23 protein-coding genes are annotated in these 22,938 nt (G+C 61.3%); 19 read left to right on the top strand and 4 right to left on the bottom strand.

Going from position 1 to position 22,938, the window contains the following annotated elements:
- The first annotated feature begins 5 nt into the window (after positions 1-5).
- The 6 genes from HK22_RS07125 (at position 6) to HK22_RS07100 (ending at position 7,136) form a co-directional block, all read left to right on the top strand.
- Positions 6-833, top strand: coding sequence for an inositol monophosphatase family protein (locus tag HK22_RS07125; protein ID WP_062032950.1), 828 nt, complete (start codon positions 6-8; stop codon positions 831-833).
- A gap of 74 nt (positions 834-907) precedes the next feature.
- Positions 908-1,672, top strand: a complete 765-nt coding sequence (locus tag HK22_RS07120; RefSeq protein WP_198945501.1) for a hypothetical protein — start codon at positions 908-910, stop codon at positions 1,670-1,672.
- An 18-nt stretch (positions 1,673-1,690) separates the two neighbouring features.
- Complete coding sequence (locus tag HK22_RS07115; RefSeq protein WP_086648784.1) at positions 1,691-2,827, top strand: flagellar motor protein MotA; 1,137 nt, start codon at positions 1,691-1,693, stop codon at positions 2,825-2,827.
- A gap of 3 nt (positions 2,828-2,830) precedes the next feature.
- Positions 2,831-3,832: a peptidoglycan -binding protein gene (locus tag HK22_RS07110; RefSeq protein ID WP_086648783.1), complete on the top strand. Its 1,002-nt coding sequence runs from the start codon at positions 2,831-2,833 to the stop codon at positions 3,830-3,832.
- 84 nt (positions 3,833-3,916) lie between these two features.
- Positions 3,917-5,719, top strand: a complete 1,803-nt coding sequence (gene lepA / locus HK22_RS07105; protein WP_062032966.1) for a translation elongation factor 4 — start codon at positions 3,917-3,919, stop codon at positions 5,717-5,719.
- A gap of 10 nt (positions 5,720-5,729) precedes the next feature.
- Positions 5,730-7,136, top strand: a complete 1,407-nt coding sequence (locus HK22_RS07100; protein WP_086648782.1) for a glycosyltransferase family 2 protein — start codon at positions 5,730-5,732, stop codon at positions 7,134-7,136.
- Here HK22_RS07100 and HK22_RS07095 read toward each other — a convergent pair.
- Positions 7,127-7,684 carry a biliverdin-producing heme oxygenase gene (locus HK22_RS07095; protein ID WP_086648781.1) on the bottom strand — a complete coding sequence of 186 codons (558 nt, stop codon included), beginning with the start codon at positions 7,682-7,684 and terminating at the stop codon, positions 7,127-7,129. The two genes, HK22_RS07100 and HK22_RS07095, sit on opposite strands and share 10 nt — an antisense overlap.
- Positions 7,685-7,797: 113 nt before the next feature.
- Here HK22_RS07095 and HK22_RS07090 point away from each other — a divergent pair, with 113 nt between their 5' ends.
- From HK22_RS07090 to HK22_RS07080, 3 genes are all read left to right on the top strand, one after another.
- Positions 7,798-9,936, top strand: coding sequence for an AsmA family protein (locus HK22_RS07090; protein ID WP_233142462.1), 2,139 nt, complete (start codon positions 7,798-7,800; stop codon positions 9,934-9,936).
- Between the two features lie 85 nt (positions 9,937-10,021).
- The gene (locus tag HK22_RS07085) at positions 10,022-11,353 is read left to right on the top strand and encodes an NCS2 family permease (protein ID WP_086648807.1); all 1,332 of its coding nucleotides are present in this window, start codon (positions 10,022-10,024) and stop codon (positions 11,351-11,353) included.
- A gap of 59 nt (positions 11,354-11,412) precedes the next feature.
- Entirely contained in the window at positions 11,413-12,201 is a 789-nt protein-coding gene (locus HK22_RS07080; protein WP_086648779.1) for a hypothetical protein, read from the top strand.
- 115 nt (positions 12,202-12,316) lie between these two features.
- On the opposite strand, the gene HK22_RS07075 is transcribed toward HK22_RS07080, so the two are convergent.
- Together HK22_RS07075 and HK22_RS07070 are read right to left on the bottom strand one after the other, a co-directional pair.
- Positions 12,317-12,796 (bottom strand): hypothetical protein, encoded by a 480-nt coding sequence (locus HK22_RS07075; protein ID WP_062032987.1) that lies wholly within the window; start codon positions 12,794-12,796, stop codon positions 12,317-12,319.
- 9 nt (positions 12,797-12,805) lie between these two features.
- Positions 12,806-13,120, bottom strand: coding sequence for a hypothetical protein (locus HK22_RS07070; protein WP_233142459.1), 315 nt, complete (start codon positions 13,118-13,120; stop codon positions 12,806-12,808).
- A gap of 198 nt (positions 13,121-13,318) precedes the next feature.
- Here HK22_RS07070 and HK22_RS07065 point away from each other — a divergent pair, with 198 nt between their 5' ends.
- The 8 genes from HK22_RS07065 to HK22_RS07030 all read left to right on the top strand — a co-directional run bounded on the left by HK22_RS07065 (position 13,319) and on the right by HK22_RS07030 (position 20,739).
- Positions 13,319-13,573, top strand: a complete 255-nt coding sequence (locus tag HK22_RS07065; protein ID WP_062032992.1) for a sulfurtransferase TusA family protein — start codon at positions 13,319-13,321, stop codon at positions 13,571-13,573.
- A 97-nt stretch (positions 13,574-13,670) separates the two neighbouring features.
- Complete coding sequence (locus tag HK22_RS07060; protein ID WP_062032996.1) at positions 13,671-13,934, top strand: exodeoxyribonuclease VII small subunit; 264 nt, start codon at positions 13,671-13,673, stop codon at positions 13,932-13,934.
- Entirely contained in the window at positions 13,931-14,836 is a 906-nt protein-coding gene (locus tag HK22_RS07055; protein WP_062110179.1) for a polyprenyl synthetase family protein, read from the top strand. The genes HK22_RS07060 and HK22_RS07055 overlap by 4 nt, the downstream gene beginning before the upstream one ends.
- A gap of 4 nt (positions 14,837-14,840) precedes the next feature.
- Entirely contained in the window at positions 14,841-16,823 is a 1,983-nt protein-coding gene (dxs, locus tag HK22_RS07050) for a 1-deoxy-D-xylulose-5-phosphate synthase (RefSeq protein ID WP_062033003.1), read from the top strand.
- Between the two features lie 7 nt (positions 16,824-16,830).
- Positions 16,831-17,592 carry a TlyA family RNA methyltransferase gene (locus HK22_RS07045; RefSeq protein ID WP_086648777.1) on the top strand — a complete coding sequence of 254 codons (762 nt, stop codon included), beginning with the start codon at positions 16,831-16,833 and terminating at the stop codon, positions 17,590-17,592.
- Between the two features lie 80 nt (positions 17,593-17,672).
- Complete coding sequence (gene rlmN, locus HK22_RS07040; protein WP_077803081.1) at positions 17,673-18,896, top strand: 23S rRNA (adenine(2503)-C(2))-methyltransferase RlmN; 1,224 nt, start codon at positions 17,673-17,675, stop codon at positions 18,894-18,896.
- 77 nt (positions 18,897-18,973) lie between these two features.
- Positions 18,974-20,206, top strand: coding sequence for an argininosuccinate synthase (locus HK22_RS07035; RefSeq protein WP_062033017.1), 1,233 nt, complete (start codon positions 18,974-18,976; stop codon positions 20,204-20,206).
- A 26-nt stretch (positions 20,207-20,232) separates the two neighbouring features.
- On the top strand, positions 20,233-20,739 hold the full coding sequence (locus HK22_RS07030; protein WP_086648776.1) for an FKBP-type peptidyl-prolyl cis-trans isomerase: 507 nt from the start codon (positions 20,233-20,235) through the stop codon (positions 20,737-20,739).
- 6 nt (positions 20,740-20,745) lie between these two features.
- Here HK22_RS07030 and HK22_RS07025 read toward each other — a convergent pair whose 3' ends face one another.
- The gene (locus tag HK22_RS07025; RefSeq protein WP_086648775.1) at positions 20,746-21,312 is read right to left on the bottom strand and encodes a thymidine kinase; all 567 of its coding nucleotides are present in this window, start codon (positions 21,310-21,312) and stop codon (positions 20,746-20,748) included.
- A gap of 95 nt (positions 21,313-21,407) precedes the next feature.
- Between HK22_RS07025 and HK22_RS07020 the strand changes: the two genes are divergently transcribed.
- Both HK22_RS07020 and trpS read left to right on the top strand, forming a co-directional pair.
- Positions 21,408-21,893, top strand: a complete 486-nt coding sequence (locus HK22_RS07020) for a c-type cytochrome (protein WP_062033032.1) — start codon at positions 21,408-21,410, stop codon at positions 21,891-21,893.
- 55 nt (positions 21,894-21,948) lie between these two features.
- Positions 21,949-22,938 (top strand): tryptophan--tRNA ligase, encoded by a 990-nt coding sequence (trpS, locus tag HK22_RS07015; RefSeq protein WP_086648774.1) that lies wholly within the window; start codon positions 21,949-21,951, stop codon positions 22,936-22,938.

Genomic DNA, 22,938 nt, shown 5'->3' with positions numbered 1-22,938 from the left:
CCATCATGCGTCTCTCCCCGCACATGGCCGTCATGCAGGGCGCCGCGCAGAAGGCCTCGCGCCGTCTGCTCCGTGACTTTGCAGAGGTCGAACAGCTTCAGGTCAGCATCAAGGGTCCGGGAGATTTCGTCTCCCAGGCCGACCTGCGTGCCGAAACCATCCTCCGCGAGGAACTGAGCCGTGCGCGGCCGGGCTATGCCTTCCTGATGGAAGAAAGCGGCGCTTCGGGCGGGGACAACTGGACCTGGCGCTGGGTTGTCGATCCGCTGGACGGTACGACGAACTTTCTGCACGGCATTCCGCACTGGGCCATTTCCATCGGCCTTCAGCGCAGACTGCAGGACGGCTCGGTCGAACTGGCTGCCGCGGTTGTCTACAACCCGGCTGCCAACGAAATGTTCTGGGCCGAAAAAGGCGTGGGCGCGTTCCTCAACGAACGCCGCCTCCGCGTCTCCGGCCGCCGCAACATGCTGGAAGCCGTTTTCGCAACGGGTATCCCCTTTGCGAAGGTCCCGGGAAGCAGCCGTCTGCCGTTCGCCCGCGTTCTCGGCGCGCTGATGCCGCAGGTCGCGGGGATTCGCCGCTTCGGCGCCGCCGCCCTCGATCTCGCCTGGGTGGCAGCAGGCCGCTACGAAGGTTACTGGGAATTCGGCATCAAGCCGTGGGACTGCGCAGCAGGCCTGCTTCTGGTGCGTGAAGCCGGTGGCTATGCGACCGATCCGGACGGCAACGAACTCCACGATCTGCCGGACGACGTGAATGTCGTTGCGGGCAACACAAACCTGCACGGCACCCTGCGCGCGCTCGTGCATGAAGCCCTGAACCGGAACTGACTGACCGGAGCTGACGAAACTGTCCTCACGCCCCATTGCGGGAGTCGTGAGGCGTCGTCTAGGATCGGCCTGACATGCACAGGCCGATCCTCTCCTCCCTTTCTCTGGCGGCCTTTCTGGCCTGCCTTTCGCTGCCCGCCGCACAGGCACAGGTCACCAGCAATCTGGATGATCTGCCTCAGGCTAAACCAGCCCCTTCCGCGAAAAAACCGGTCCCTGCGCCGCGCACGGCCCACACCCCGGCGGCCCATGACGGCACAAAACCGGCTGCCCAGAAACCTGCCGTAGCCTCCACGCCTGCCCCGGCGGCCACTCCGGCCAGATCCGCTCCCGCGCATGAAACGGTTCCAGGCGTTCCTCCCGCTCCGCCGCCGCCCGTCGTGCTGCCCCCCCCGTTCGTTCCGGTCCAGCTTCACCCGCCCGTTCCTCCTGCGGACGTGACAGCTGTCGCCGATGCCGCAAGCCGTACGGAATCGCTGCCTGACGGTGGATTGCGGGTTCTGTTTCCATCCGGAAGCGAAGCGCTGAACGCCGACAGCCTTAAAACGCTTCAGGCCTATGGAGCCGAACTCTCCCATCACCCGGAAGAGCGGGTGGTGCTGATCGCCCATGCCACCCTGCCGGGCGATGACGTGTCCATGCCGCGCCGCATCGCGCTGGCCCGCGCACTCGCCGTGCGCTCGATCTTTATTCACGCAGGTGTCGCTACCACCCGTCTCTATCCCCGCGCGCTGGGACGTCCGGACGCCGGAGACAGCGCGCCTGCCGACCGGCTGGATGTTGTCATCGAGACAAATCCCGCAGACCCCTCACCTTCCGCAAACGGCCTGCCGAAATAACATCAGGAAAGACACGCCGTGACACGTCCTACGACCTATCTGCTCCGAATGGCCGTTTTCCTTGTCGCGGTCGGCCTTCTGGCCGCGACAATGGGTACAACCCTGCTTCAGGCCTTCAGTGCGAACCCGAAGCTCGATGCCATCATCCTTGGCGTGCTCCTGCTGGGCATCCTGTGGAACCTGCATGTCGTCCAGCGCCTCATGCCGGAAGTGCACTGGGTTGAACTCCTGCGCCAACCCCGTGCCGGTCTGGCCGCACCCAAGGCGCCGCGCCTGCTCGCCCCCATGGCCAGCATGCTGGCGGCCCGCAACCGCACGGACCGCCTGACGCTTTCCACCCAGACGACGCAGGCCATGCTCGACAGCCTGTCTTCGCGTCTGGATGAAAGCCGGGAAATCTCCCGCTACATGACGCAGCTCCTGATCTTTCTGGGTCTACTGGGGACGTTCTACGGTCTTCTGCTGACGGTCAGTTCGATTGCCGGTGTCATCGGCGGCATGTCCGCAGGCAGCGGCGACATGGACGTCATGTTCAACCAGCTCAAGACGGGCCTTGCCGGGCCACTGGCTGGTATGTCCACGGCTTTCTCGGGCTCGATGTTCGGCCTCGCTGGCGCACTGGTCCTCGGCTTTCTGGATCTCACGGCCGGACAGGCCCAGACCCGCTTCTTCAACGAACTGGAAGAATGGCTGGCTGGCGTGACGCGCGTGAGCGGCAGCACGTCGATCGACAGCGATGGCGCACCTGTTCCCGCCTATGTTCAGGCCCTGCTCGAACAGACCGCCGAAAATCTGGAAACGCTCCAGAACGCCGTCTCCCGCAGCGAGGAAAACCGCGTCCGCGAACTGCACATGCTCGACAGCCTTCAGGAACGCCTGCGCGGCATGACGGATCTGCTCGCCGCAAACCAGACGCTCATGACCCGCACCGCCGAAACCCAGACCGCCCTTCTGCGCCATATGGGCGATGACGGTCCGGGCTCGCAGGGCACGGCGCTTCTGCGGATCGAGACGCATCTCAGCCGCCTGATCCAGGAGCTTCATGAAGGCCGCGCCCAGACGATCGGAGAGCTTCGAAACGACCTCCGCGTTCTGGCCCGCACGATTGCGGCGGCTTCTGGCAGCACGACGCCACCCCCCGGCAGGCAGGACTGATCCATGGCCCGGCGCAGACGCGGATCCCACAACGCCCTTGATGCCTGGCCCGGCTATGTGGACGCCCTGTCCACCCTGCTGATGGTCGTCACCTTCGTCCTGCTGGTGTTTGTCGTGGGGCAGCAGTTCCTTTCGGTCTCGCTGTCACGACGCGAACACACGCTCGACGCCCTGCAAAAGCAGCTGGCCGAGCTGTCGCACATGCTGTCGATGACGGAAGACAAAAACAAAAGCCTGTCCTCCACCGTTGCCACGCTGTCTGACGAAAAGCAGCACAATCAGGTCCAGCTCCAGACCCTTTCGACCCAGATCGCCGCCCTGACGGGTCAGCTTCAGTCAAAAGATCAGGCCCTGGCCTCGGCAGACGACACGAGCAAACAACAGAACAGCAAGATTTCTGATCTTCAGTCACAGGTTGAAGAACTGACCCGCCAGCTTCAGGCGATCAGCAACGCCCTCGACATTGAAAAGAAGAACGAGCAGGGCAAGGACGCCCAGATCGCTGATCTTGGCAACAAGCTCAATCTGGCGCTGGCCGACAAGGTCAACCAGCTCAAACGCTATCGTTCGGAGTTCTTCGGCCGTCTGCGGGACCTGCTGAAAGACCAGAAAGGCGTGAATGTCGTGGGAGACCGCTTCGTCTTCCAGTCGGAAATCCTGTTCCCGCAGGGCAGCGCCGATCTGACGCCTGAAGGCCGCAAGGAAATCACAACCCTCGCCCATACCTTCAAGCAGGTCGCCTCAACGATCCCGACGGATCTTCCCTGGATCCTGCGCGTGGACGGCCATGCCGACCGCCAGCCGATCCACAGCGCCTTTCCCAGCAACTGGGAACTGTCGTCCGAACGCGCGATTACGGTGGTCAAACTGCTGATTGCCGAGGGCGTGGACCCGCGCCATCTGGCCGCAACAGGCTTTGCCGACTACCAGCCTCTGGACGCTGCCAGCACGCCGGCAGCCTATGCCAGAAACCGCAGGATCGAGTTCCGTCTGACGGACCGCTGATCCCACCCCCGCCTGCCTTTTCACAAAGGCAGGCTTTTGCGCAGATCTACTGACATTTCTGCGATAATCCCTTATGTAGCAGCCATGACCGATACCCCGCTCTCCCTTATCCGCAATTTCTCGATCATCGCCCACATTGATCACGGCAAATCGACGCTGGCCGATCGCCTGATCCAGGCCTGTGGTGCCCTGACCGCGCGCGAGATGAAAAATCAGGTCCTCGATTCGATGGAACTCGAGCAGGAGCGCGGGATCACCATCAAGGCGCAGACGGTACGCCTGACCTATCCGGCCAAAGACGGCCAGACCTATACGCTGAACCTGATGGACACACCGGGCCATGTCGACTTCGCCTATGAAGTCAGCCGTTCGCTCGCTGCCTGTGAAGGCTCGCTTCTGGTCGTGGACGCCTCGCAGGGTGTGGAAGCCCAAACGCTGGCCAACGTCTATCAGGCGCTCGACGCCAACCACGAGATCGTCCCGGTCCTGAACAAGATCGACCTTCCGGCTGCCGAGCCTGAGCGCGTCCGCGCCCAGATCGAGGACGTGGTTGGCATTCCGGCCGATGATGCCGTCGAAATCAGCGCCAAGACCGGTATCAATATCGAAGGTGTGCTCGAAGCCCTCGTGCAGCGCCTCCCTGCTCCCACAGGCGACGCCGAAGCCCCGCTTCAGGCCCTGCTGGTCGATAGCTGGTACGATGCTTATCTGGGCGTCATCATTCTTGTCCGCATCAAGGATGGCCGCCTCAAGCGCGGTGACCGCATCCGCATGATGCAGACTGGCGCAACCTATCATGTCGATCAGGTCGGCGTCTTTCTGCCCAAGATGCAGTCGGTCGAGAGCCTCGGCCCGGGCGAGATGGGTTACATCAATGCCGCCATCAAGACCGTTGCAGACTGCAATGTTGGTGACACCGTCACGCTCGACAAGCGCCCTGCCCCCAAGGCTCTACCGGGCTTCAAGCCGTCTATTCCTGTGGTGTGGTGTGGCCTCTTCCCGATCGACGCCGACGATTTCGAAAAGCTGCGTGACAGCCTCGGCAAGCTGCGCCTGAACGACGCCTCCTTCCACTTCGAGGCTGAGACGTCGGCGGCTCTGGGCTTTGGTTTCCGCTGCGGATTCCTCGGACTGCTGCATCTGGAAATCATCCAGGAACGCCTGTCTCGCGAATTCAATCTGGACCTGATCGCGACCGCCCCGTCCGTGGTCTACAAAATGCACATGACGGACGGCACGTCCGAGGATCTGCATAACCCGGCCGACATGCCGGAGCTGAGCAAGATCGAAACCATCGAGGAGCCCTGGATCAAGGCGACCATCATGGTTCAGGACGAGTATCTCGGCCCAGTCCTGACGCTGTGTTCCGAACGTCGTGGCGTCCAGATGGATCTGACCTATGTCGGCAACCGCGCCATGGCCGTTTATCGCCTTCCGCTGAACGAAGTGGTGTTCGATTTCTACGACCGCCTGAAATCCATCAGCCGGGGTTACGCCTCTTTCGATTATCAAATGGACGGCTACGAAGAGAGCGACCTGGTCCGCATCTCCATCCTCGTGAACCACGAGCCTGTCGATGCCCTGTCCTTCATCTCGCACCGCACCGTCGCCGAACAGCGCGGTCGTTCGATCTGCGGCAAGCTCAAGGATCTGATCCCCAAGCAGCTCTTCAAGATCGCCATTCAGGCGGCCATCGGCTCCAAGGTCATCGCCCGTGAAACAATCGGCGCCCTGTCCAAGGACGTGACGGCCAAATGTTATGGCGGCGACATTTCCCGCAAGCGCAAACTTCTGGACAAACAGAAGGAAGGCAAAAAGCGCATGCGACAGTTCGGCAAGGTCGAAATTCCGCAGAGCGCCTTCCTCGCCGCCCTGAAAATGGACTGATCCCAGCCCGATGTCGAAAAGCGCCGCCATCCTGTTCGTTCACAACGAGGTTGATACGATCGGATGGTGGCTGGCCCACCATGCCACCATCGGTTTTTCGACCCTGATCGTCTGCGACGACCATTCGACCGACGGAACCGCTGCCGTCCTCTCAAACGCAGCCACGCTCTACGACATCCGGGTCCAGTCCGCCGATACGACGCTCCCCACACAACTGGAGCGTCAGACCCGCTTCCATGAAAATGCTCTCGAACAGGGCCGGGACGAGTTCGACTGGATGATGATCCTGGCGGCGGATGAGTACCTGCATTTCGAGACCGCCCGATCCGTCACCGAATTCACGGCGGGTGCGACCGAAACAGCAATAGCGATAAACTGGTGTCTGTTCGGCTCTTCCGGACACTTGACGCCTTCGGCCTTCTCACCCGTCGAAACCTTCACCCGTCACGGACTGCTCAACCTGCCGGATCACCGTGTTGTGCGGCATCTTGTCCAGCCCCGTCATCATGGCAGCAGCCTGCCCGATCCCTTCTCGGCAATGGACAGCCAGGCGACCTGGGACAAAAGCCGGGTCCTTCATTTTGCTGCGGGCGACCGGGAAAGTTTCTTCAGGCGCAACCCGAGCGCAACGCCTGAACAGGCGTGGGAAAATTTCGACCGCAACGATGCCGACTATGGCGGTGCAAGGCGCTGGCTCCCCGAAAGCCGGCGAATCGCCTCTTTCATGACACAGGCGTCGCTGACCGATCTATACTGGCGCCTCAAGGCTGCCATGATCCATGCAGACAAGCCCGTGCTGCAAAAGCTTGGCCTGACCCCGGCACAACTCTCCGCTCCTTCGCCCCGACGCTCCCCTCCGCAATTCCGCTTCTGCACACTCGGGCAGTCGCCACGACTGATGCTGGATACGCAGAACGGCTCTCCGGTCTCCGTCGAAGCAGCCGACACAAATTTCGGGCGTTACAACCCGCTCGTCATGGCTCTTGAAGTGTCGGACACAGATCTCTGGCACGCATGCCTTTTCACAGAAAACCCCCTGCCCGACCGCTATCTCTGCTTGCCGGGTTCGCCGACGCTTCTGCCCATGGTGCCACTGCGCATCCAGATCGCGGAGAACACGGTTCAGTCGCCCGTGAGCGGTGACGACATCCACATCACCATCCCCGATCATGCCCTGACGGAAATCGATTCTACGATCGGCCTCTACAGCCGCATGACACCCTTCATGGTCCTGACGGCGGAAGGCCATAACCTTGCGGGGCTCCTGCGCGGGATCGACAGACTTCCCGCACCGGATGCCAGCGCTCTGGGCTGTGCGATTGCAATGTTGCCGTTTGAAGAGGCCGAGCGCCTGTCCGACGCTTTTCCGGGTGTTGTTCCAAGAAACGTGCGACCGGCCCGACCGCTTCAGACCTGAGAACCGGCGCTGTTGCGGAACAGGTCAAACGTCAGAACTGCTCCTGCCGTAACAGCCTCATACCGTGCCACGTCACTCTCGTTCAGAGAGCGCTCCAGATACGCCAGAAACTCCGGCCATTCCCCTTTCTGATGAAAGGCCGACAGATACGCCCGGGGCAAGCCTTCAGCTACACGGGCCGAAAGCACCCTGCCGCCAAGGCGCGATCCCTCCAGAACATACAGAATGCCCAGCGCCAGGCCGTCATGCTCGGGAAAAATGTCCTGACGCGCCGCAGGAACTCCAAGCCCCATCTGCCACAGATCATCCTTCAGCAGTTCCGAGCGTGAACGCCATGAGGGCAGCGCGCTCGTGTGCTTCGCAAGATAAGTCTCGGCCGTCAGAAGCGCGCCTGCATGAGCCGTCAGAAACGCACCGTAGGACTTTCGATCCGCAAGATCGAAACGCGAAAAAGCCTCATCTACGGCTTCATGCGCCTTTCGGCTGACACGTCGCAGTTCCGCAAGGCCTGAGCTCTTTTGCCCGCCAATGCGTTCAACCGTGTCCATTCGTCCTGATCTTCCTATCCTTTGTGAAACCGTTTCCGGTTCTGTCCGTAATTAGAGTGACTTGCAACAACCAGATCCCTTCCGACACACCACAAATTCCGGAGAAACCCCCGTTGAGCAGCACCCCGCCCCGGACGCCTTCCCCTTCTGACAAACCTCTCGCCGGGCGGGAAAAGCGACGTCGGCTCCTGAAAACCGCTGGCGGTATGATCGGAGCGCTGGCGGCCGCCCTCATCGTCCTGATTTTGGTCTGGCAATGGGACTGGTTCGTTCCCTACATTGACCGCAAGGCCACAGCAGCCCTGCACCGCCCCGTCAGCATCGCGCATCTGCACGTTCATCTTGGCTTCAAACCAACAATTACGGTCGATGATCTGAAAATCGGCCAGCCCGAGGGCTTTGGAAAAGAAAAAGACGATTTTGCTTCGGCTCGCGCCATCACGGTCAAAGTCGATGCCTGGCGTTACCTGACAGGTGGCGGTCTTTCCGTGCCACTGATCCGTGTCGATGCACCAAAAGGCGACATCGTCTCACTGGCTGATGGCACGAACAATTATACATTCCCCTCATCGTCCGACACACCCTCCCAGACAGCGTCATCCTCAACAGCCCTGCCCAAACTCGGCAAGATCGAGATCAATGACGGCGATATCCGGGTGGCGATGGCAAAGCTGAAGACGGACATGCACGTCCTCATCCATACCGTTCCGCCAAAAGACGGCGATGACGGGCATATCGTCATTGATGTCGAAGGCCGGTACGCCCGCGCGCCCATCACAGGTCATATCGTCGGAGGCGCCCTTCTGGACATTACGGACACCACGCATCCCTATCCGATCGACGGACGTCTCGCCAACGGACCGACCTACATCACGCTGCGCGGCACGGTTGACGATCCGATCCACTTTCGCGGCACCAATCTTGCGCTGCATTTTGCCGGTCCGGACATGGCGCTCCTCTACCCGCTGACGGGCGTGCCCATTCCGCAAACCCCGGCCTATAGCGTCACTGGCAATCTCGCCTATTCCGACCGCGCAATCCGTTTCCAGAAATTCGAAGGCCATATGGGCTCCTCGGATATTGGCGGAGACATCAACGTCAATCCCCATCAGAAACCGATCTTCGTGGACGCAGCGCTGCACTCCCATTCCGTGGATCTGGCGGACCTGGGCGGCTTCATCGGCGCGCAGCCCGGTGCAGCGAAAAAAGCCGAACCGGCCAGCACACGCGTACTGCCTGACAAGACAATCAATGTCCCGAAACTCAACGCCGCCAACGTCCATCTGACATATCACGGCGAGCATATCCGCAACAAAAACTGGCCTCTGGACAACATTGATACCGAACTCGACATCCACGATGGCACCATTGACCTCAAACACCTGACCTTCGCCACCGGGACAGGAACCATTTCCGCGAACGCTACGCTTGAGCCGACCAAAAACGAGCAGTTCCATACCCGCTTCCGTCTGGATGTCTCCCGCCTGCCCATCTCACGGATCATGACGTCAAAAGACATGTTCCAGGGTGAAGGCACCATTGGCGGTCATGTCACCCTGACATCCACCGGCAATTCGGTAGCAACCCTGGTTGAAAACGGTGACGGCGGCACAACACTGGTGCTGAACCGCGGGGGGGATGTGACGGCCCTTCTTCCCGATCTGCTGGGGCTCAAGCTCGGCTCGGCCATCCTGTCTGCGCTTGGAATTCCGGATCGTTCGAAGCTGGAATGCCTCGTAGCCGACCTGCCCCTCAAGAACGGCATCGTCCATACCGATGCGATGCTCCTGCAAACCGGCACCACCCGGACAAGCGGCACCGGAACCGTCAATTTCCACAAAGACACGCTGGATTACGCCGTGACCACCCGTTCGATCGGGCCACAGATCCTGTCCCTGCCCGGCGCGGTCCATATTTTCGGCCCGATCAACAGCCCCACAATTCTGCCCGGTGCGGAACTGATCGGCCGCGTCGCGGCCTCCGTCGGGCTTGGGATCGTCTTCCCGCCCGCGGCCCTTATCCCGACCATCCAGCTTGGTGTCGGCAAGGGCTCGGCCTGCGAAAAAGCCATTCTGGAAGCCAACGAACACCCCGCCGCCGGAATCGCACCTGGTGCCACCACAGGCTCAGGCCCCAGCAGCATCCCGCACCCGGCACATTCCGCAGCGGAAAAGCGCCCGCAAGCCTCACATCACCGCCTGAGTCCGGCAGAAGTCAGCAAGGCATGGGAGAAAAAATCGAATCCGAAATGAAAAGATACGCTCCAGCCCATGGCAGGGACAGGTTTTTTGACTATAGCTTGGCCCAGCCATCCCCTGCCCCCGGAGTGTCCGCTTGCTGCTATCCAGACTCGACCGCTGGTTCCATATTACGGCCCGCGGTTCAACGATCCCGCGTGAGGTTATTGCCGGACTGACGGTCTTCGGGGCCATGGCCTATATCGTGGCCGTCAACCCGGCTATCCTCTCGGCCGCGGGTCTGGATCGCCATGACATGGTCATGACCACAATCGCAGGCGCCGTCGCCGGAACGCTGCTGATGGCGCTCTGGGCCAGACTGCCCATCGCCCTTGCCCCCGCCATGAGCAGCAACGTTCTATTCGCGCAGGTCGTGGTGCAGCAGGCCCATGTCAGCCCGCGCACAGCCTTTACGGTCGTCCTGTTCAGCGGACTGTGCTTCACTGCCCTCTCTCTCAGCCAGATCCGCCAGCGCATCATCCGTGGCTTTCCGCCCTCGATCGTCCTCGGGATCCAGATCGCACTCGGCGCCTTCATTGCCCGGATCGGCCTGATCACGGGGGGCATCGCAGTTCCTTCGCCCGAAGGTCTGACATTCGGATCCCTGAGCAGCTCGTCCGTCCTCCTCAGCATGGCGGGTGTCGTTCTGAGCGCCATTCTCGTGGTCCTGCGCGTCCCGGCCGGATTGCTCCTCGCCATCCTCGCCATCACCATCGCCGGACTTTTCATCCACACACCCTCAGGCCCCATCACGCATCTGCCGGCTCACCTGCTGGACTGGCCTCATTACCCGACCAACCTGTTCCTGCCGTTCGATTTCCACGAATATTTTTCCCATCTCGGACTTCTCGTCCCCATCACGCTCTACTTCCTGCTGAGCGATTTCTTCGACGCGACCGCAACCATGATGAGCGTCGCCCACCGCGCAGGCCTGGACGGAACGCTCGAAAAACCCGCTCTCGACCATCGCGCTTTCGGCTCCGATGGAGCTGCCAGCATCATCGGAGCCTCACTCGGAACCTGCACGGTCTCTGCTTATGTCGAGAGCCTGGCTGGCGTCGAAGCCGGTGGCCGGACAGGCCTGAGCGCACTCGTCGTCGCCGTCCTGTTTGCCCTGTCTTCCGTTTTCTGGCCGCTCATCACCGCCATTCCCGCGATCGCCACAGCTCCCGTGCTCATTCTCGTGGGCCTGAACATGCTCGGCAGCCTCAGCCGTGTTGCTGAAACACCCGCAGAAGCCATCCCGCCCCTGACGATGCTGCTCATCGCAGGCGTGACCGGCAATTTCATGCTGAGCCTGTCCTGCGGCCTGTTGATCTACACCGCACTCGCCATCGCAACCCGCCAGTTGCACCGTCTGACACCGATCGTCCTCGGTCTGGACGCCGCCTTCGTCTTTTACATGGTTCTTCAGGCGCACATGGGAGCATGAAGACTTTTTAAAGCGCGGTTTTAATTCTTTTTTCATAGCTTCAGGGCAGGCTGCCTCGCATGACTTCCTGCCCCCCCAGTCCGCGCCACGTCTTCATCGCCACACCCTGCTTCGGCGGCACCATCACGCTGGATTACATGCAGTCCCTCATCGGCTGCATGGCCACAGCACCGGCCCATAATCTGCAACTCACCCTGTCCACGATCGGGAGTGACGCCCTCATCACGCGGGCCAGAAACACGCTCCTGCATCAGTTCGTGACCATGACCGATGCCACCCATCTTCTTTTCATCGACAGCGACATCGGCTTTTCCATCACCGACATTCTCGCTCTTCTGGATGCGGACCGCCCTCTGATCGGAGCGGCCTACCCCCTGAAATCCCATTACTGGGACCACGATACGGACCGTTTCATGGCCGCTGGCGAAGAGTCCAGAACAGCCAGCCTGCGCTATGTCGGAGACTGCGCCACCCTGCACGATGACAGCGCACCGGGCGAAATCGCGAACGTCTTCTATATCGGCACAGGCTTCATGCTCATGACCCGCCAGATGGTCCTCGACATGATCACCCACTATCCCGAAACCCGTTACAGCCGCATCGACGCAAAGGCCGAAGGCCAGACTTCGCAAGCCCCCTCATCAGACGCCTACGCCCTGTTCGACTGCCTGATCGACCCGGAAACCCGGACCTATCTTTCCGAAGATTTCGCCTTCTGCCGCCGTTGGATCAAAATCGGAGGAAAGGTGGCCCTCCACCGCGGCCTGTCCCTGACCCATACGGGCAGCACGACGTTCAAAGGCGACCTGTCTGCGCGAACGCTGCCACTTTCTACACCCCGAACCTGAAACGACCTGTTTTCCGATGTCTCCTGCCACTATTCGGTCATATTAAACCGGTTTAAACAGTCATGCGGTGTCGGGAGCGTGATGCATACATTCCCCGACACCGCTCCCTCTCCCTTCAGACCAGAACCGCCTGACGGAAAAACGGGATATTGGCCACAGGGTCAGCTGCCCCGGCAGCCGTGTTGTAATACTGCTTGTGAAAACGGCTCAGAACCGCCGGATCGCTGGACGACGGCAGTGAGACCGGCGTCCGGTAATACCGGATGCGGGCCATTGCCGATGCATATCTCAAATTGGAGACAAGCTGCGCGCTTCGTGGCAGATCCTGCGAAAGCATCCCCTCCAGAATCCGCTCGAACCTCCTGCCCGCCGGATAACACAGAAAGTTGACCCAGCAGTCGTCATGCGTCGCTGGCTCCATCTGCCACAAACCCAGAGCCGGACCGCCACCGATCTGCCGGACATATGTTCCCCGACTTTCCGCAAGGGCCGTGCCCGTCACCAGATTGACCGCAACATCCCCATCCAGCCCGAGCGCCGCCAGTGCGGGAGCGACCACGAGATGCTTGAGCTGGCCTGCATCAATTCCACTCATGGCATCTCCTCACTTTGTGGTCAGGGACAGGGCAACATGCACCATGCCCGTCCCCAGAATGGATGTGGCCAGCGTGATGATCCCCGTAATGACCGCCCGCCCCCCGATCAGCCGGTCCAGCTTCCCGTTGACCACACGATTCCCCTCATCAACCTTCGTCTCCAGCAGTTTCATTTGATCCCGCAGCGACGAGATTTCCTGCCGCATCTCGGTGCGCAGTTCCTCATATCGATCCGAAAGCCCCCCCGCGATCGTCTCCAGTCGCAGAACCCGATCCTCGAGCATCCGCAGCGTATAGGCGCGTCTCTCATTTCCATCAGCCATACTAACTGCCTGGCCTTCCCCGTCCGACATGCCGTTCCCCCAATAAAAAAAGCGCTCCCCGAGAGGAACGCTTTTGTGGCATTAAGCCATTAATATAGAAACAAACGCCTGATTTATCAACGAAAACCTGAAACCCTCAGACAAGCGCACCAAAAGCCGACTTGGCCCCCTCCAAAGATGGGCGCATAGTCGTGCCCCATGACTGTTCCTCCGACAGAAACACTTCTCGATCTGCGTGGTCTGGCTTGCCCCATGCCCGTCCTCAAAGCCAATCGTGCCCTCCGCGACATGGCCCCGGGCGCGAAGCTGCGCGTCCTCGCCACGGATCGCGCTTCAGTGGCGGATTTTCAGTCCTACTGCCGCGAAACCGGCCATGCGCTCATTGCGTTCACAGAAGCCGCAGGCATGCTTTCCTTCGTAATCCGGCGACGTGCAGAAACGTCACCGTCCTGAGGAAACTCCAGCGTTCCCGTGGTCGGGGCTGGCAAAAACTGTCTTCTGCCTGTAATCCCCTCGCTACCTTGTTCCAAAGTGTGCCTTGAGGCTTTTCATGCCCGAACCCATTGATGCCCCCATGGATGCCCTGTCTTTTGAGGATGCCCTGTCCGAACTGGAGAGGATCGTCCGTGGCCTTGAAGGCGGCCAGATGAAGCTCGAGGACGCTATTTCCGCCTATGAACGCGGTGCTGCCTTACGCAGACATTGCGATGCGAAGCTGGGAGAGGCCGAGATGCGTGTGCGTGCCATCGTGCAGAACGATGACGGCACGACAGGCACCGAGCCTCTTGCCGATACCGGAGAATCCGGCCGATGAATGTCTCTACCCCGTCTGTTTCCCTGAAAGACGCGCTCGCCCGCGCCTGTGCCGAAATCGAAAGCACGATCGACGCTCTGCTGCCCATGGTTCCGGGGGACGAGTCCGTCCTTCTGGACGCCATGCGTTATGCCGCCCTTGGCGGCGGCAAGCGTCTGCGCGGTTTTCTGGCCGTCGAAGTCGCGACACTGTTTGGCGCAGACCGCGAGGCTGCCCTGCGTGTTGCCGCGTCGGTCGAACTGCTGCACGCCTATTCGCTGGTCCATGACGACCTGCCCTCCATGGATGATGACGACCTGCGACGCGGGCAGCCATCCACGCATAAGCAGTTTGACGAAGCGATTGCGATTCTGGCCGGTGACGCCCTCCAGACCCGTGCTTTTGAAATTCTTGTCGAACCCGAAACCAGCCCCAATCCGGCCGTCCGCGCCAATCTGGCTCTTGCCCTTGCGCAGGCGTCTGGATCGGCTGGCATGGTTGGCGGTCAGGTCATCGACATCCGTGGCGAAGGCCGCGCCCTGCCCCTGGATCAGGTACGCCGTCTGCACGCCTTAAAAACCGGCGCCCTCATCCGCTATGCGGCTGAATCCGGAGCCATTTTGGCCGATGTGGACGATGAACGCCGTGCTGCCATCGTCGCTTATGGCCGCGATCTGGGCACGGCGTTTCAGGTTGCCGATGACGTTCTGGATTCCACAGCCACAGCCGAGGAACTCGGCAAAACCGCGGGCAAGGACGAAGCCAGCGGCAAATCAACCTATGTCTCCCTGCTTGGCATCGACGGTGCCCGAGCCGAGGCCCGTCGCCTGAGCGACCGGGCCCGGGAGGCACTTTCATCTTTCGGTGCACAGGCCGATGCCCTCAGGGCACTGGCAGATTATGTCGTCGAGCGCAGGAACTGATCCCATGAGCAAGAAGTCCTCCACGATTCCCACCTATGGCCGCTATCCTGAACTGGATCGCGTCCGCTTCCCTGCCGACATGCGGAACCTGTCCGTCGACCAGCTCAAGCAGCTTGCCGACGAACTGCGCTCGGAAACCGTTGACGCCGTCTCCACCACGGGTGGCCATCTCGGCGCCTCTCTCGGCGTGGTCGAACTGACCGTCGCCCTGCACGCCGTCTTCAACACACCCGATGACCGCATCATCTGGGACGTCGGTCATCAGGCTTACCCGCACAAGATCCTGACCGGCCGCCGCGACCGGATCCGCACCCTGCGTCAGCCCGAGGGGCTGTCCGGCTTCACCCGACGCGCGGAAAGCGAATACGACCCGTTCGGCGCAGCGCATTCCTCGACGTCGATCTCGGCTGGCCTCGGCATGGCCGTTGCGCACCATCTGCGCGCGGAAGAAGACCCGAGCTACCACGAGCGCAACGTGATTGCCGTGATCGGAGATGGCTCGATTTCGGCTGGCATGGCCTATGAAGCCATGAACAACGCCGCAGTCGCAGGCCCTGGCGCGAACCGTCTGATCGTGGTGCTGAACGACAACGAAATGTCGATCGCCCCACCGGTCGGCTCGATGTCGGACTACCTGTCGCGTCTGATGTCCTCGCGCCAGTTTTTCAGCCTGCGCGATCTCGCCGGCAAGGTCGCCAAGCGCCTTCCGGGCAAGATCGAGCGCACCGCCAAGCGCGCCGAGGAATATGCCCGCGGCCTGATCACCGGCGGCACGCTGTTCGAGGAACTTGGCTTCTATTACGTCGGCCCGGTCAACGGCCACGACATGAGCCAGCTCGTGCCGATCCTGCGTAACCTGCGCGATGCCGACGATCAGGGCCCGATCCTGCTGCACATCATCACCGAGAAGGGCCGCGGCTACAAACCCGCCGAAGCCGCCGGTGACAAGTATCACGCCGTCAGCAAGTTCAACGTCGTCACGGGCGAGCAGAAGAAGGCTCCAGCCGGTCCCCCGAGCTACACGTCCATCTTCAGCCGCGAACTTATGCGCCGCGCCAAGACCGACGACAAGCTGGTTACGATCACGGCCGCCATGCCGTCCGGCACGGGTCTGAGCGCATTCGCAAAGGCCTATCCGGACCGCTTCTTTGACGTCGGGATTGCCGAACAGCACGCCGTCACCTTCGCCGCTGGTATTGCATCTGAAGGTCTGCGCCCGTTCTGCGCGATCTATTCGACCTTCCTGCAGCGCGCCTACGATCAGGTCGTGCATGACGTCGCGCTCCAGAACCTTCCGGTTCGTTTCGCCATCGACCGCGCCGGTCTGGTCGGTGCCGATGGCGCCACCCATGCCGGTTCGTTCGACCTCAACTACCTGTGCTGCCTTCCGAACATGGTCGTGATGGCGCCGTGCGACGAAATCGAACTGCTGCACGCTACGGCTACCGCCTGCGAATATGACGCCGGACCGATCGCCTTCCGCTACCCGCGTGGCAACGGCATCGGCCTTGATCTGCCTGAAAAGGGCGAAGTTCTGGAAATCGGCAAGGGCCGCATCGTCCGCGAAGCCCGTCGCGCGCCGAACGCCCGCGGTGGCGTCGCCATCCTGTCACTTGGCCCCCGTATCCACGAATCCCTGCGCGCCGCCGACCAGCTGGCCGCACAGGGCGTTCCGGTCACAGTTGCGGATGCCCGCTTCGCCAAGCCAATCGACAAGGCTCTGGTCGAAGATCTGGCCAACCAGCACGAAGTCTTCATCACGCTTGAAGAAGGTGCCATTGGCGGCTTCAGCAGCCTCGTCGTTCAGCACCTTGCCGAGACCGGCCTGCTGGACAAGGTCAAGTTCCGACCGCTCGCCCTGCCGGATCGTTACATCGACCACAACACGCAGGACGCCCAGTACGAGGAAGCCGGCCTGACCGCGCCGAACATCGTGCATGTCGCCGCCGCTGCCCTGGGCGTAGACGTCGCCCAGCAGTCCGCCTGAGCGACTGATGGCCAAACGCCGCGCCGACCAGCTCCTCGTTGACAGGGGGCTGGTCGAAAGCCGGACACGGGCTCAGGCCCTGATCATGGCTGGCCTCGTCTATACCAGTGACCGCCGGATCGCGAAGGCCGGCGACCAGCTTCCCGAGGATGCCCCCCTCGCCCTCAAAGGCCAGGACCATCCCTGGGTCTCGCGCGGTGGCCTCAAGCTGATTCACGCCATCGAACATTTCGGGCTGGACCCGAAAGGCCGCATTGCTATTGACGTGGGTGCCTCGACCGGTGGCTTCACGGACGTCCTGCTGACCCACGGCGCCGAAAAGGTCTATGCCGTGGATGTCGGACACGGACAGCTCGCCTGGAAAATCCGCTCGGACGAACGCGTCATCGTCATGGAAAAGACGAACGCCCGCGCCCTGACTGCCGAACAGATTCCTGAGCCTGCCGGAATTGTCGTCTGCGACGCGAGCTTCATCGGCCTGCGCACCGTCCTGCCCGCAGCCCTTGAACTCACCACGCCGGATGCCTGGGCCGTCGCCCTCATCAAGCCTCAGTTTGAAGCCGGACGCGGGGAAGTCGGGGCCAAAGGCGTCGTCCGAGACCCTGCGGTCCATGAGCGCGTCTGCGAGGAAATCCGGGAATGGTTCGCAGCCCTCCCCGGCTGGGACGTCCTCGGGATCGAGGCCAGCCCCATCACCGGCCCCGAAGGCAACCGCGAATTCCTGATCGCAGCCCGCAAAACTGATACGACACACCCCACCGCGAAATAGTTTTCCAAAACGGTTTTACCGGAAAGACCGCGCTTTTCCTTTGGAAATTCGGGTCTTCTCCGTGCTATGGCTCCGCCGTCATGACAGCCGTAATCCATCCCGACATCCGCCCCCGAATCAATTCCGTCGCCTCCGACGACCTGAACGCAGCCGAGCGCGAGCGTATCCACGCGAAATCTGCTCTCTTCGCACCGCCCGAGGCGCGTCTCGCGGACGGACGACGCGATCTGGTGGGCCTGTCACGCGAAGAGCTGGCAGCGCTCATGACGGATATCGGCGAGAAGCCCTTCCGCGCCAAGCAGCTCTGGCACTGGATTTACCATCAGGGCGCCACCGATTTTTCGGCCATGACAACCATCGCCAAGCCGATGCAAGCCAAACTCGCCGAGCACTTCGTCGTCAGCCGCCCCACGACGGCCACCGAACAAACCTCCATAGACGAGACGCGCAAGTTCCTTTTCCGCTTCCGCGACGGTCAGGAAGCTGAGACAGTCTATATTCCGGACCGTCGGGAAGACCGCGGCGCCGTCTGCATTTCCTCGCAGGTCGGCTGCACCCTGTCCTGCACCTTCTGCCACACCGGCACCCAGAAACTTGTCCGCAACCTTGGGCCTGCCGAAATCGTTGGCCAGTTCATGGCTGCCCGCGACAGCTACGGTGAATGGCCGAGCCCCAGCGCGGATATGCCGCGCTATCTGTCCACGATCGTGCTGATGGGCATGGGCGAGCCGCTCTATAATTACGAAAACGTCGCCAAGGCCATGCGGATCATCATGGATGGCGAAGGCATCGCCCTCTCCCGCCGCCGTATCACGCTCTCGACGTCCGGTGTCGTCCCGATGATGGACCGCTGTGGCGAGGAACTTGGAATCAATCTGGCCATCTCCCTGCATGCCGTGACGAACGAACTGCGTGACCAGATCGTCCCGCTGAACCGCAAATACCCGATTGAAGACCTGATCGCCGCCTGTCGTCGCTATCCGGCGGCATCCAACGCCCGGCGTATTACCTTCGAATACATCATGCTCCGCGGCGTGAACGACAGCGAAGCCGATGCCCGCGAACTGGTGCGCCTGATCCGCGATCTGCCGGCCAAGGTGAATCTGATCCCGTTCAACCCTTGGCCCGGCTCGGACTTTCAGCCTTCCAGCCGCGCGCAGATTACGAAATTCGCCAATATCGTGATGGACGCAGGGTTCGCCTCCCCCATCCGCGCAGCCCGCGGACAGGACATCCTCGCGGCCTGCGGGCAGTTGAAAACCGAAAGCGAACGCCAGCGTCGCACTGCCGCATCGGATACCTGACACACGCCCGGTTTCCCTCTGTCGGCTGAACTGCTAGAAACGCTTCTCAAACAAAACACACCAAGGACCACACCGTTATGAGTGCCCACCAGGACGTCAAGAAAGTTGTGCTCGCCTATTCTGGCGGCCTGGACACTTCGGTTATCCTTCGCTGGCTTCAGAAAACCTATAACTGCGAGGTTGTCACCTTCACCGCCGATCTCGGACAGGGCGAAGAGCTGGAGCCGGCCCGCAAAAAGGCCGAAATGTTCGGCGTCAAGGAAATCTTCGTCGAGGATCTGCGCGAAACCTTCGTCAAGGATTTCGTGTTCCCGATGTTCCGGGCCAACACGCTCTATGAAGGCCAGTACCTGCTGGGCACCTCCATCGCCCGTCCGCTGATCGCACAACGCCAGATCGAGATTGCCGAAGCCGTCGGTGCCGACGCCGTGGCGCATGGTGCGACCGGCAAGGGTAACGATCAGGTCCGCTTCGAACTCGGCTATTATTCGCTCAAGCCGGACGTGAAGGTCATCGCACCCTGGCGTGAGTGGGACCTGACGTCCCGCACGAAGCTCCTTGCCTTCGCCGAAGAGAACCAAATCCCTGTCACGAAGGACAAGCGCGGCGAAGCCCCGTTCTCCGTGGATGCGAATCTTCTGCACTCCTCTTCCGAAGGCAAGCTGCTCGAAGATCCGTCGATCGCCGCCGAGGAAATCGTTTTCCAGCGTACGATCTCTCCGGAAGCCGCCCCTGACGTCGCAACCGAAATCGCCATCGACTTCGTCAGCGGTGATCCGGTCGCCATCAACGGCGTTGAAATGACCCCGGCAACTCTGCTGACGCGTCTGAACGAACTGGGCCGCGACAACGGCATCGGTCGTCTCGACATCGTGGAAAACCGCTTCGTGGGCATGAAATCCCGCGGCATCTACGAAACGCCGGGCGGCACGATCCTGCTGGCCGCGCACCGCTCCATCGAAAGCATCACGCTCGACCGCGAAGCTGCCCATCTCAAGGACAGCATCATGCCGCGCTACGCCGAAATCATCTATAACGGTTTCTGGTTCTCGCCAGAGCGCCGCATGCTGCAGGCTCTCATCGACACCAGCCAGCATTCCGTCACCGGCCGTGTCCGCATGCGCCTGTACAAGGGCAATGTGACCTGCGTCGGCCGTGAAAGCCCCCACAGCCTGTACGATACCCGCGTCGTGACTTTCGAGGACGACGAAGGCGCCTATAATCAGCAGGATGCCCAGGGCTTCATCAAGCTCAACGCCCTGCGCCTGCGGCTTGGCGGTCAGATCGGCCGCCGCGGCGGCACGCTCTGATTTCTCAACTGACTCCCCGGGGGACCATGACCAGTCTGATCCGTCTTACATCCGCTTTCGCCCTGTGTGGTGCCTTTGCCCTGACGGGTTGCTCGGGCGCCCCGAAGCCAGTGGATGATTCCGACCTGACGCCCGCGCAGTTCATGGCGAAAATCCATGCTGAACCGGGCGTCAAGACCCTGCCGGACGGCCTGGCCTACAAGGTTCTCCAGTCAGGCCCAAAAGATGGTGACAGCCCGCATCACGGCTCCACCATCATGGTCATCTACGAAGGCCGCCTCCCCGATGGCGGTATTTTCGACAGCTCTGACCAGCATGGCAGCGGCGCCTACATGGAAATGCCGCTCGACGGCCTCGTGCAGGGCTGGCTCGAAGCCCTTCCCATGATGCATGTGGGCGATGAATGGATGCTCTACCTGCCGCCCAATCTCGGCTACGGCAAGCGCTCCATGGGCATTATCCCGCCCAACAGCCCGCTGATTTTCAAGATCCGCCTTCTGGGCGTCAATAACGGCGGCAGCGGCCAGCAGTAAAAACCGTCATCCCCTTCCGGAGCCCCTCTTCAGGGCTGCCTCCGGAAGGGTCCAGTGCGCATCGCAACGCGCCTCATAAAGCTCCTGATCGCCCGTCTCCAGAAGATGACCCGTATCATGGGTTTTTGCGGTCCATGCCGCTGGCGCCCCGCAGACATGACAGCGCGCTGTCAGAACAATGACCTCATCTGCCTCATCCCGCAGCCGCTCCATGACGTCGAACGGGATACGCCGGTAATCGGTATCCAGCCCCCCGACCGTCACATCCACGCCCTGCGCCCGGACGTTTTGAATATCCTGAACGATATCGCCCCGATAATGCGGCGAGACCCAGAACTGCCCCTCATCCAGAACGACATGGCTGTACCGGTGTGCCTCTGCGGGCCATACATTCACCGAAACCGCCGCAAGATGGGATCCATCCCGGCTGACAAGTTCGGAACCATCTCGCGTATCAAAGCCCGGCTTGAGCGCCAGTACATCTGCCTGCTTTTTCGCTGCGGCAATCAGATGTGCGGATTTCCCGGCAAACATCGGCCCCACATACACTACAAGACGGCCTCTGACGGTCATGGCTTCTCCTTCCGATAGCGCCATGAGCCCTATTACAGCCGATTTGCCAAGCCCCGGACTTGCTGAAACGCCTCCGAAGATGCGACAACGACACTGTGATCAGAATTGACCCAGCTGTCCGACTTCCCCTGTTTCTCGCCATTTTCATGGTGGCGGTCTTCGTTGTCGGCCATGCCTGGGAAAATCGTGTTCAGGCCCCGCGTGAATACTCCAATGAATGCAGCATCTGCCATCACGGCGGTCATGGCCAGGTTTCTGAAGTGGCCCCGATTTTTGGCCGCGTTGGCCCGATCGCACGAACTCCTGCCGGGCATCACTACCTGGCCGACGTCCTGCTTTACGGACTGGACGGCCCCATCACAGCGGGAGACGGCCATTACAACAGTTCCATGCCGTCCTTCCATCGCCTCTCCAATGACGAGATCGCGCGTATCCTGACATTCGTCGCAAGTCAGGAAATGCCCGCAGACGCCCCCACATTCACCGCCGCCGACATCGCAGCCGCACGGGCTCATCCGATGTCGGCGACGGATGTTTTGCAGGAACGGCAGAAGCTCGACCTGCAGACGCCCGTTCAGTGAAGCCGCCCGCTTCCTCCATCCCTGCTCCCTTTCCCAGCAACTGAAGACAGAACCCATGCAGCGCGTATTTTCCGGCATCCAGCCAACCGGCATTCCCCATCTGGGCAATTATCTCGGAGCAATCCGCAACTGGGTTACGCTGCAGAAAGACCATGACTGCGTCTTCTGTCTGGTGGACCTGCATTCCATCACCATGCCCTGGGACCCGCAGACCCTGCGTGAACAGACACTCGGCTCAACGGCCTGTCTTCTGGCCGCCGGAATCGAACCCACACGCCTGTACAACCAGTCCGCCGTCAGCGCGCATGCCCGTCTCGGCTGGATCTTCAATTGCGTCTCCCGCCTCGGCTGGCTCAACCGCATGACCCAGTTCAAGGACAAGGCCGGCAAGAACCGCGAAAACCATTCGGCGGGCCTTTATGTCTATCCGAACCTGATGGCGGCCGACATTCTGGCCTTCCACGCAACCCGCGTCCCCGTCGGCGAAGACCAGCGCCAGCATATCGAGCTCACCAACGACATCGGCCAGAAGTTCAATCACGACATGGGCGTGGAGTTCTTCCCGCAGGTGGAGGCCTTCATCCCTCCCGCCGCAGCCCGCGTCATGAGCCTGCGCGACGGCAGCAAGAAAATGTCCAAGTCCGACCCGTCAGAACAGAGCCGCATTGTCCTGACCGACACCGCAGACGACATCGCCCTGAAAATCCGACGCGCCAAGACCGATTCCGAACCGCTCCCCAGCGAAATGGACGGTCTGAGCGAGCGTCCGGAAGCCCGGAACCTCGTCTCCATCTATGCAGCCATGTCGGATGAAACACCGGCAGACATTCTGGCCCGCTTCAGCGGTCAGGGCTTTGGCCCGTTCAAGAATGCTCTCGCGGATCTTCTGGTGGAACGTCTGGCCCCGGTCGCCAGCGAAACGCAGCGCCTGCTTCAGGACGAAGCACATCTGCTCTCGGTCCTGCGTGCCGGTGCCGAACGTGCAAACAGCGTTTCGGAACCGATCGTTCAGGAAGCCGAACGCCTCGTCGGCTTCCTGCGCTAG

Source organism: Gluconobacter sp. DsW_056, assembly GCF_002153595.1.
GTDB classification, from domain to species: Bacteria; Pseudomonadota; Alphaproteobacteria; order Acetobacterales; family Acetobacteraceae; genus Gluconobacter; species Gluconobacter albidus.
The sequence above is the reverse complement of the archived record's forward strand: the minus strand, read 5'-3'. Positions and strand labels throughout refer to the sequence as shown.